This window comes from Streptomyces sp. NPDC046805 (assembly GCF_040645355.1).
Classification (GTDB): domain Bacteria; phylum Actinomycetota; class Actinomycetes; order Streptomycetales; family Streptomycetaceae; genus Streptomyces.
The window spans coordinates 15,742-25,767 of sequence record NZ_JBEYYC010000012.1 but is presented as its reverse complement, the minus strand read 5'-3'; the positions used below and the strand labels follow the sequence as shown (position 1 = coordinate 25,767).

Sequence of the window (10,026 nt, the reverse complement as noted above, 5' to 3'; positions counted from 1 at the left end):
TCAGACGACGTCCCGTATGCCGACCGGCCGCATGTCCGTCCAGTGCGTCTCGACGTACGCGCGACAGTCCTCGCGTGTGGCGTCCTCGAGGACCGTCTCCCAGCCCGCGGGAACCGTCAGCCACTGCGGCCAGATCGAGTGCTGTCCCTCGGCGTTGACCACGACGCCGTAGCGGCCTTCCTCGTCCTCGAACGGGTTGGTCGCCTTGTCCGCGTTCCGGTGTACCTCAGCCATGTTCGCCTCCTGCTGTCGTCGTGGCGGCGGGCGCCGGAGAGTCGAGGTCGGGGAGCAGGGCGTCCATCGCGCGCACCGACCGCCGCGACCATCCCCACAGCGCCGCTCCGAGCCCGCACACCCCCGCGAGCAGCAGCAGCGCGGCCATGCCACTGCCGTGCCCGTCTCCCACCAGGGGGGCCAGCGCATGGACGAGTCCGCTGTCCGCGGCTGCCTGTGGCTCGAAGACGTGATCGATGAGAAGTCCCGTGGTGGCCATGGCCAGCGGCACCGAGAGCTGGGACACGAACATCACCGCGCCGAAGACCCGCCCCTGGAGTGCGTTCGGCACCTTGGTCTGGATCAGCGACTGCATGGCGCCGTTGATCATGGGCATCAGCAGCGCGCCGATCATGATCGCGGCGCACCAGCCGACCGTGTCGTCCACCATCGCCATCGTGATCTGCGAGCTCAGGCACATTCCGGCGATGCCGAGCATCATGCCGCGCGTGCGGTGCTTGGGCCCTCCCCAGGCGGCGAGCAGCAGCCCGCCCCCGACGCTGCCGATCCCGATGCAGGTGTTGACGGCGGCCAGCGCCGAGGCGTCGTCGCCGGTGCGGGCCAGCACCATGGGCTGGACGGCGGCGAAGCCCAACATCATGACCAGGTTGACGACGAAGAAGACGATGACCAGGTCCCGCAGGCTGGGGCGGCGCCACAGCTCCTTGAGGCCCTCGGCCGAGTCGGCCCACAGCCGTCGGCGCGGTGCGTCTGCCGCTTTGGCGGCCGGCCGCTCGGGCTCGTGGAAGAGCGCGAGCCGTACGGTCGTCAGGGCGACGACGAAGCTGGCCAGATCCGCCCAGAGGACGAACCCGAGTCCGGAGAACGCCACCAGCACCCCGCCCAGCGCGGGCCCGCACACCTCCGCGCCGGACTTCGCCGACGACAGCAGTCCGTTGGCGCGTTGGAGCTGGTCCTTGCGGACGAGGACGGGGACGGCCGAGGACAGCGCCGGGTACTGGAAGGCGCCCGCGGCGCCGACCAGGGACACGGCGACGTAGACCTGCCACATCCGGACGCCGTCGGAGAAGTACACCGCGGTGAGCAGTGTGATGGCCACCAGGCCGCCGAAGTCGGAGAGTTGCAGCGCGGTGCGGCGGCTGACCCGGTCGATGAGGGCGCCGGCCGTGGGGCTCAGCACGATCTGCGGCAGCAGGGCACACAGGGACAGCGCGACCACGTCGATGGCCCGCCCTCCCTCGGACCACGCCTGAATGACCAGGGCGAAGCGGAGCACGGAATTCCCGACGAGGGAGGTGAGATGGCCGGCCCAGATGAGACCGAAGGAGCCCATGCCGGAGAACCGGGTGAACGGCTCACCGGAACCGAGAACTTCGGTGTCACTCCCTTTGGGCATGAACCGGCCTCCTTTCGCCGATGGTCATGGCAATGGCACCCCGCGGCCGAAGACGCGGGTCAGGCGTCGGACCTCGGGTCTCACACGGCGAGCACGCCCTTCATGACGGCACCGGCCGCCACCTGCTCCAGGGCCTTGTGCACGTCGACGAGCGCAAAGGCCGTCACAAGGCTGCTCAGATCGAAGCGTTCCGTGAGCGCGGGCAGCATCCGAACGTACTCAGCGAGATGGGCGCCCGTGAAGGCCCAGGAACCGATGACCTCCAGTTGCCGGTACACGATCTGGTGCGGGTTGAACCAGGCGTTGCCGCTGTCGGTGTACTGGCCGACGATCAGGTACGAGCCGCTGCGCCGCGCCAGCCTGGTCCCCTGCTCGACGGCCTCCGGCACGCCCGCGCACTCGATGACCAGGTCGGCACCGCGGCCTCCGGTCGCCTCCATGACGACCCTGCGGGCGGCTTCCGTGTCACCGGTTTCCACGACGTCGACGTGCTGGTCCGCGATTCCGGCGGCGCGGGCGAGATCGAGACGGGCCTGCGGGCCGCCCACCATGATCACGTGGGCGCCGGCCAGTTGCGCGAAGCAGGCCGCGGCGAGGCCGACGGGACCGCTGCCCTGAACGACGACGGTCTCCCCCAGCCGGACCGGCCTGCGCTCCCACAGGGCGTGGACCATGGTGGGTCCGGCGCAGGCGAGGGACATCGCCGCGACGGGATCGATCCCCTCGTCGAGTCTGATCACCGTGGTGCCGGGTGCGAGCCTGATGAACTCCGCCCAGGAACCGGCGAGCGGCGACCCTTCGGCCACCGAGCGGTTGACGCCGTAGGTACGCCGGTTCTCGCACAGGGTCGGCTCCCGCAGTTCCCGGCAGGCGTGGCAGCGTCCGCAGGCGATGGAGGAGGCCCACATGACGGTGTCCCCCGGCGCGAGCGGCCGGCCGTTCACGTCGTGGGTGGTGCCCTCGCCGAGTTCGTGGACGACGCCCAGCCCCTCGTGGCCCAGCACGAGCGGGATCGGTACGTCGAGATGGCCACTGATCAGGTGCAGGTCCGTGCCGCAGATGCCGCCGTAGCGGCAGGCGACGGTCATGCCTCCGGGTTCGGGCGCCGCGAGGTCGAACTCCGAGACGGCGGGCGGCACGTTGTACTCCTGCAGAACGACGGCACGGCTGCTGGTCACCTGGTCACCTTCCCTGCTGCTCACGGTCTCGGGCACTGCTGTTCACGGTCGGGGGGGACGGGGGTCACGCACGGCCGCCGGCGAGTACGTCGTCCTCGACCGTGAGCGGCGTGACGTTCCGGGCGGCGAGGTACTCGGGGCGTGGTGTCCCGGTCGGCCGGGGCGGGTTGGCGACGTCGTTGTACGTGACGATCGCCAGTCGGCGGGGGTGGGGGGACATGTTGGGTGCCGAGCCGTGCACGATCTCCGGATGGAAGAAGACGACCGAGCCGGCCGGTCCCTTGGGACTGACCATGCCGCCCTGGTCCACACAGGCGGCGAGCTCCGCCGGGGTCAGCTCGATGTCGTCGGGGTCGAGGTGCTGCGCGGACCTGGCCGTGTCGTTGCGGTCGCGGCGGACCAGACCGGCGGTGTGCGACCTGGGCACGAAGATGACGGGTCCGTTGAACTCCGTGACGTCGTCCAGGAAGACGACCGCGTTGACCAGCCGTGGCCGGGCGATGTTGTCGGCCAGCCGCCAGGCCAGGAAGTCCTGGTGCCAGGCCCACTTGTCCCCGCCGAACGCCGGCTTGGCGTTCGTTTTGAGCTGGTACACGTACAGCGGCGCGTCCAGCAGGCGCTGCGCTGAGCCGAGCAGCCGCGCCGACCGGGTGAGCGAGGCGAACTCGGGCTGGCGCCAGTGGGAGGCGTACACCGCGCGGACGTCGGTGTCGTTGGCCTCGGTGATGCGGTGACCGCCGGGGATCTTCGCGTCCCGTTCGAACGCGGACTGGAGCGCCTCGGTCTCGGCCCGGCTGAACAGGCCGGGCATGACCAGCACGCCGTCTCTGTGATAGGTGGCGATGTCGTCTGCGGTGAGCATGGCGGGTCCTCCTCTTCCCTGCCTTCGGTTACGTCTCAGGACCACAGGTGCAGAGGGCCGCGTCCGGTGATGCCGAGGAAGAAGGACAGGGTCACGCGGCGGCCCGCACCGGAGATCTGCTCGATGGAGTGCAGATTGCGCGAGTCGAACAGCACGGCGTCGCCCGGCTCCGGACGGACCGTGACGAACGGCTCGTCGGCCACCGCCTCCGTGGTGTAGCCGTACCGGTCGCGGTACTGCTCGTCGGTCGGGCGCCAGCGGTGCCGGTGCACCGACGTGCTCCCGCCGTGTTCCGGCATGTCGAGGTACCAGTTGAGGGTGAGGAAGCTGGCCGGGGTCTCGTCGAGCAGCCCCGGGCTCTCCCGGGTGATCTCGTCGAAGTGCAGTTTCGCGCCGTTGGCGATCTCACGGATCATGCCGGCGAACATGGGCCGTCCACCGGACCGGGCGTACTCGACGTCGCCGCCCCATCCCTCGCGGACCCGCTCGACGGCGTAGTCCATGGGGTCGGTGCCGCGCAGCAGTGCGCTGCGGACGGCGACGGCATCCTCGGCGTGCTTCCAGTACTCCTCGTCCAGGCCGTGGGCCACGTAGAAGTCGTAGGCGGCGGGCCCGAGTTTGGCGATGCGCGGGTAGATGAAGGCCTCGTCGTACGCGCCGAGCGGCTGGACGGCCAGTGCCTCCATGATGTCGCGGCAGTCCTCGGGCAGTCCGAAGCCCCTGACGTGGATCGCGCCGCTGACGCCGGCCGCCAGCCGCAGGATGTGCTCGCGCTGGAGGGTCGTGGTCACGTCGACGTCGAACAGCGTGTAGATCGGTGAGTTGTTGGCGCTGACGTTCCCGCTGGGCGCCGCGGCGTTCTCGCGTGGGGCGTGGGTGGTCATGGGCTGCTCTTCCTTCCACGGTGCTCGTGCGGGCCGACACGCGTCGGCCGGAAGCGGTGCGGGAGAGGGACGGCAAGAGGTGGGGGGTGGCGGGTGGTTCGGCGCACGGCCGGGCCTGGACCACCGGCGAGATGAGTGGGGGGATCCCGGGCTACGACAGGACCCGGGCGAGGGGGACGACCAGCCGGCCGGACGGGTGGGGGTGCGAGGCGGGGCGTCGAACCCCGTGCTCAGGGCCGCTGAGTCGACGACACCATCCGGTTCATCGTGGCCGGAGGGTGCAAGAGGCGAAATCGCAGGGCGGTGTCACTGCGTTGAAATGCACGGAGGCATTGAGGAAGTGGAAACGCTTGTACAGGGGGCCATCACGGCCTAATGCACCTTGCATCCCATCACCCTCCCCGTGATCAACGGGACACTCGTCATGAAACCAGAGCATCAGCGCTCGCAGCACTCAAGCGGATGCTTCCATATCCGAGCAAGATCAGGCGGGTGTGATCTGATTCACACGGGTTACCGGTGCGAACACGGTTTGACCTCGCGGCGGATTAACCATAATTCACGGCCCTCGACATTCGACCCCGGACCGACCACCACGGGCAACGAGATATGCCCTGCACGCAGACATTTCGAACCATCGGTGGCCGGCGCGCCCAACTGGCCGCCGAACCGCTAAATCCCCTCAAAATCAACGGCATTGACGTTTATCCTGCGCGTGTCCAGGTCACACCGCCGGGCCCCGCCGATGTGAACCAGATCACATCGGCCCGATCTTGCTCCGATATGGCGGCATCCGCTTGAGTGCTGCGAGCGCTGATGCTGATTCGTTTCCTGACGAGTGACCCGTTGACCGCGGGAAGGGTGATGAGATGCAAGGTGCCTTACGTCGCGATGACCCAGTATGCGAGCGTTTCAACTCCCTCAATGCGTCCGCGCATTTCAACGCAGTGACATCTGCCGTTCAATTTCGCCTATTGCACCTTCTGGCCGAAAAGGCCGCCTCCGACTTCGACGACGGCCGGCTCCGCGCCGCGCATTGCCTTCGCGGCGGCGCGGACGAGTTTCACGCTCACCGGCAAGCCCGCGTTGCCGCGTGAGCCGGCGGTGCGCTCGCGGCCCAGGATTTCCCCGCCCGGACTCAGGACCTGCCCCACGGACGGCCGTTGACGGCGGTCGCCGGTGGTCACGCGGCAGAGAGCGGCCGTACCGGCCCCCCGAAGCAGCTCGGCTGAGCCGGTGGTCGCCGTCACCGGAACGCGGGAAATCCGCACGCCCTCGCGCGGGTGCCCGGGGCGGCGAGAACGCGATACCAACAACGCCCACGACCGGGGCGTCAGGAGACCCAGCGCTGTACGCCTCTCGCGCCGGGCATGCATGGGGAGCGAGTAGAGATGAACGTGGTCACCAACTCGATGATGTCGGCCGGTTGCCAGGACGAGGCCACCTTCAGCAAGCGAGCGCGGGACCGTGATCTGACGATCGCCGTGGTGGGTCTGGGCTACACGGGGCTGCCCCTGGCCCATGCCTTCGCCTCCGCCGGCTTCGACGTGCACGGTGTGGACATCGACCAGGCCAAGCTGGACCGATTGCGACGCAGCGAGTCGTACCTGCCGGACATCAGCGACGAACAGGTGCGGGCAGTCTCCGAACGGCTGCATCTTTCGGTGACCGCGCACCCCGTGGCCTCGGCGGACGTGGTGGTCATGTGTGTCCCCACGCCGGTCACCCTCGACGGGCAGCCCGATCTCACCTACCTGGACACCGCGCTCGCCTCGATCGCGCCGATGGTCAGACCGGGCCTGGTGCTGATGCTCCAGTCGACGATGCCGCCGGGAACGACGCAGCGCTGGGCCACCCGGCTGGCCGCCGAGACCGGGCTGACCCTCGGTGAGGACCTCTTCGTGGCGTGCGCCCCGGAGCGGGTGAATCCGGCCAACTCCGACGGCTGGACGATCACCAACACCCCACGAGTGGTCGCCGGTGTCACGGGCGCCTGCACCGGCCGCGCCGCGATCGTGCTGCGGTCCCTGTCCATCGAGGTCACACCGCTCTCCCACGCCACCGTCGCCGAGATGAGCAAACTCCTGGAGAACAGCGCCCGGTTGGTGAACATCAGCTTCGCCAACGAGATCGCCGACTTCTGCCACAAGCTCGGCGTGCCGGTGGACGAGGTGATCCGTGGCGCGGCCACCAAGCCGTTCGGCTACCTGCCCCACTGGCCGGGTCCCGGGATCGGCGGTGAGTGCATTCCGGTGGACCCGCTCTTCCTGATCAGCGAGTCCGACCGGCAGGCCGTGCGGTTGCGGGTGGTGGAGGCGGCCCACCGCCAGGCGAACGCCCGCCCGGTGACGGTCGCCGACCGGGTCACGGAGCTGCTGGCCCGGCGGAACGTCGCGACCGCCGGCAGTCGCGTGCTGGTGCTGGGAGTGGCGTACAAGCCGAACGTGCCCGACCTGCGCAACGCTCCGGCCCTGGTCATCATCAGCCGTCTGCTCGCCGCCGGCGCCGTCGTGGACTACTGCGATCCATGGGCCGAGCGGATCGAGGTCGACGGGCTCGTCCTGGAGTCACTGGACGTCCATCAGCTCCAACCCGCGGCGTACGACTGCGTCGTACTGGTGACTCCGCACGACGTGCTGCGGGACCAGGTGGACTGGCACCAGGCGCGTGCCGTGCTCGACACCGTGCACCGCGTCCCCCTCGCCCCCCATGTCGAACGGCTCTGACGTCCTGCCCGAACCGGCCCGACGACCTCGAACCATCCCGCGGAGAGACTCCCCCAGATGACCAATCTTCGGCACACCGACCCGACACCGGCGTACGCGGGCAGCGATCCGGCACCCGGCGACCCACCGACGCTGGAGGCTCGGCTACGGGCCGCCGCCCTGCGGGCCGGTGCGGCACCGGCGCTGCTCGACGCCACCGGCGTGCGGGCCACTCACCACGATGTGCGCCGCATCCGGGACGGCGGCCGCGCGCGGCTGCGCGAGGCGGGCGTGGCCAAGCAGGACCGTGTCGCGCTGGTCATGGTGGGTGACTGGCGGCTGGCCGCGGCGCTGCTCGCTGCGATGTCCGCCGCCGCCACGGCGGTGCTGGACCCGGCGCTCACCGATCGCGAACTCACTGTTTTATTGCGTCAGTTGAGCCCGAAGGCGATCGTCGCGGATGCCGAGTCGGCTCCCCGGCTGCGGGCCCTGGCCGGTCCCGGCACCCCCGTGCTTCCCTGGTCCGTCGACCAGCTCGACGCGGCGCCCAGCGCGGTCGGCGACGAGACCTGGCAGCCGGACGACCCCGCGCTGCTGCTCTTCACCTCCGGCACCACCTCGACGCCCAAGGTGGTACGGCTCACCCAGCGCAACCTGGCCGCGGCGGCCGACAGCATCGGCGCCACCCTACGGCTCGGCTCCACGGACCGGGCCCTGAACGCGATGCCGCTCTACCACGGTCACGGCATGTTCCCGGGGGTGCTCGCCCCGCTCGTCGCCGGCGGCAGCACCGTCTGTACACGCCCCGAGAGTGCCGACGAGCTCCTCGCGGTCGCCGGGGCCACCGCGCCGACCTGGTACTCCGCCGCCCCCGTGGTGCACCACAGCTTCCTGGCCATGACGCGCGGCGCCCCGCGGATCGCCGAGGCGCTGAGGCTGCGCGCGGTCCGCTCGACCTCCTCGGCCCTGCCGCCCGAGCTGCTGGACCGGCTTGAACAGACCTTCTCGGCGCCGGTGGTGGAGGCCTACGCGCTCAGCGAGGCGCCCGGCCAGATCGCCAGCAACCCGCTGGACGGCCCGCGCAAGAGCGGCACCGTCGGCCGGCCGCAGGGCACCGAGATCGCCGTGCTGAGCTCCGACGGCGAGATCAGCGACGCCCCCGGCAGCGTCGGCGAGGTACTGGTCCGCGGGCCGAACGTGATGCCCGGTTACCTCGGGGTGCCCGACTCCGAACAGCCGTTCCTGGACGGCTGGTTGCGCACCGGCGACCAGGCGTCGCTGGACGAGGACGGCTATGTGACCCTCTCCGGCCGGGTCGCCGACATCATCACCCGCGGCGCGGAGAAGTTCGCGCCGGGCGAGGTGGAGGCCGTGCTGGCGCAGCATCCGGCGGTACGGGACGTGGCGGTCTTCGGCCGGGCGCATCCGACCCTGGGCGAGGAGGCCGCCGCAGCCGTCGTCCTGCACGAGGGGGCGTCCCCCGCGGAGTCGGAGCTGATCGCGTTCGCGGCCGCGCGGCTGGCCACCTACAAGGTGCCGGTGCTGATCCACTACATGACGGCGCTGCCCCGCGGGAAGACGGGGAAGATCGTGCGCCGCAGGCTGCGGGACATGACGGCGCGGGCCACGCGCACCGGGCGGCGATGGGCGCCACCGAGATGACCACGGCAGCCGACCCGGTCCGCCTCTCCGCGGACGCGCTGAGGGACTTCGCCATCCGCGTGCTCACCGCGGCGGGCGCGACACACGACGCGGCCGAGCTGTGCGCCCAGGTGTTCGTGGACGCCGACCTCGCGGGCACCGACTCCCACGGAATCGCCCGCCTCCCGCAGTACGCCGCGGCCCTGACCGGCGGACGCGTCAGCGGAGACGCCCGGCCCGAGGTGGTCTCCGAGGGTGGCCCCGTCCTCGCCGTGGAGGCCAACAACTGCATGGGCCCCGTCGCCCTCGCCTTCGCCACCGACCGGGCCGTGGACACCGCACGCCGGCACGGAGTCGCGGTGGTGACGGTGCGCGGGTCCAACCACGCCGGAGGGATGGCCTGGTACACCGAACGGGCCACCCGCGCCGGGATGTTCGCGATGGTCCTCACCGGGTCGACGAAGGCGATGGTGGCGCCCACCCACGGTGCGGCGCCGTTCCTCGGCACCAACGCGGTGGCGTACGGGTCGCCCGCGGGCGACGAGACGCTGTCGTTCGACGCGGCATTGAGCGTGGCCTCCCGCAGCCGGCTGGAGGCGTACGAGCGAGCCGGGAAGAACCTGCCCGAGGGGTGGGCGATCGGTCCCGACGGCCTCCCGGCGGTCGACCCGGGCGAGGTCATCGACGGGATCGACGCGCTCTCGGGGCACAGCCTCCTGCCGTTCGGCGGGGCCGACGGCGAGCACAAGGGATTCGGGATCAGTCTGCTGGTCGAGCTGCTCTGCGGTCCGGTCGCGGGGGCCCGCTGGGGACCACGGCTGCCGGAGTCCGGACCCGCCGGCGTCGGCCACTTCGTGCTCTGCCTGGACCTCGGCGCGCTCGGTGTCCCCGCCGAGGAGGTCGAGCAGCGGGTGGAGTCGCTCTGCGCCGGGCTGCGCGCGGTGCCGGCCACCGCCGAGGGAACGCCCGTGCGGATGCCCGGGGAGCGGCGTACCCGGTGCACGGCTGAGCGGACGCGCGACGGCGTACCGGTGCCCGCGATCGTGCTGGCCGAACTCGACCGCGCGGCCGCCCTCGTGAACGTCGCTCCGCTCGACCGAACGCCACGACCTTGACGGGAGATTCC

Annotated in this window: 9 protein-coding genes; 3 read left to right on the top strand and 6 right to left on the bottom strand. The window is 70.7% G+C overall.

The window, feature by feature from the left end:
- The 6 genes from ABZ910_RS15090 to ABZ910_RS15065 all read right to left on the bottom strand — a co-directional run bounded on the left by ABZ910_RS15090 (nt 1) and on the right by ABZ910_RS15065 (nt 5,741).
- A complete protein-coding gene (locus ABZ910_RS15090) occupies nt 1-234 on the bottom strand; it encodes an MbtH family protein (RefSeq protein ID WP_361363963.1) in 234 nt (77 codons plus the stop codon).
- On the bottom strand, nt 227-1,630 hold the full coding sequence (locus ABZ910_RS15085) for an MFS transporter (RefSeq protein WP_361363961.1): 1,404 nt from the start codon (nt 1,628-1,630) through the stop codon (nt 227-229). The genes ABZ910_RS15090 and ABZ910_RS15085 overlap by 8 nt, the downstream gene beginning before the upstream one ends.
- An 80-nt stretch (nt 1,631-1,710) precedes the next feature.
- A complete protein-coding gene (locus tag ABZ910_RS15080; protein ID WP_361363959.1) occupies nt 1,711-2,808 on the bottom strand; it encodes a zinc-binding dehydrogenase in 1,098 nt (365 codons plus the stop codon).
- 64 nt (nt 2,809-2,872) lie between these two features.
- Entirely contained in the window at nt 2,873-3,670 is a 798-nt protein-coding gene (locus ABZ910_RS15075) for a phytanoyl-CoA dioxygenase family protein (RefSeq protein ID WP_361363956.1), read from the bottom strand.
- Between the two features lie 35 nt (nt 3,671-3,705).
- Nucleotides 3,706-4,554, bottom strand: coding sequence for a putative 2OG-Fe(II) oxygenase (locus ABZ910_RS15070; protein ID WP_361363953.1), 849 nt, complete (start codon nt 4,552-4,554; stop codon nt 3,706-3,708).
- A 971-nt stretch (nt 4,555-5,525) separates the two neighbouring features.
- Nucleotides 5,526-5,741 carry a hypothetical protein gene (locus tag ABZ910_RS15065; RefSeq protein ID WP_361363950.1) on the bottom strand — a complete coding sequence of 72 codons (216 nt, stop codon included), beginning with the start codon at nt 5,739-5,741 and terminating at the stop codon, nt 5,526-5,528.
- Nucleotides 5,742-5,945: 204 nt separating this feature from the next.
- Between ABZ910_RS15065 and ABZ910_RS15060 the strand changes: the two genes are divergently transcribed.
- From ABZ910_RS15060 to ABZ910_RS15050, 3 genes are read left to right on the top strand one after another with little or no spacing between them, the layout of a single operon-like run.
- Nucleotides 5,946-7,280, top strand: a complete 1,335-nt coding sequence (locus tag ABZ910_RS15060; protein ID WP_361363947.1) for a nucleotide sugar dehydrogenase — start codon at nt 5,946-5,948, stop codon at nt 7,278-7,280.
- 57 nt (nt 7,281-7,337) lie between these two features.
- Nucleotides 7,338-8,921 carry an AMP-binding protein gene (locus tag ABZ910_RS15055; RefSeq protein ID WP_361363944.1) on the top strand — a complete coding sequence of 528 codons (1,584 nt, stop codon included), beginning with the start codon at nt 7,338-7,340 and terminating at the stop codon, nt 8,919-8,921.
- Complete coding sequence (locus tag ABZ910_RS15050; RefSeq protein ID WP_361363941.1) at nt 8,903-10,015, top strand: Ldh family oxidoreductase; 1,113 nt, start codon at nt 8,903-8,905, stop codon at nt 10,013-10,015. Before ABZ910_RS15055 ends, ABZ910_RS15050 begins: the two co-directional genes overlap by 19 nt.
- Nucleotides 10,016-10,026: the final 11 nt, after the last annotated feature.

Excerpts from the sequence above, each read along its gene's own strand:
- ABZ910_RS15090 (WP_361363963.1), bottom strand. The coding sequence starts at position 234 with ATGGCTGAGGTACACCGGAACGCGGACAAGGCGACCAACCCGTTCGAG.
- ABZ910_RS15085 (WP_361363961.1), bottom strand. The coding sequence starts at position 1,630 with ATGCCCAAAGGGAGTGACACCGAAGTTCTCGGTTCCGGTGAGCCGTTC.
- ABZ910_RS15075 (WP_361363956.1), bottom strand. The coding sequence starts at position 3,670 with ATGCTCACCGCAGACGACATCGCCACCTATCACAGAGACGGCGTGCTG.
- ABZ910_RS15070 (WP_361363953.1), bottom strand. The coding sequence starts at position 4,554 with ATGACCACCCACGCCCCACGCGAGAACGCCGCGGCGCCCAGCGGGAAC.
- ABZ910_RS15060 (WP_361363947.1), top strand. The coding sequence starts at position 5,946 with ATGAACGTGGTCACCAACTCGATGATGTCGGCCGGTTGCCAGGACGAG.
- ABZ910_RS15055 (WP_361363944.1), top strand. The coding sequence starts at position 7,338 with ATGACCAATCTTCGGCACACCGACCCGACACCGGCGTACGCGGGCAGC.
- ABZ910_RS15050 (WP_361363941.1), top strand. The coding sequence starts at position 8,903 with ATGGGCGCCACCGAGATGACCACGGCAGCCGACCCGGTCCGCCTCTCC.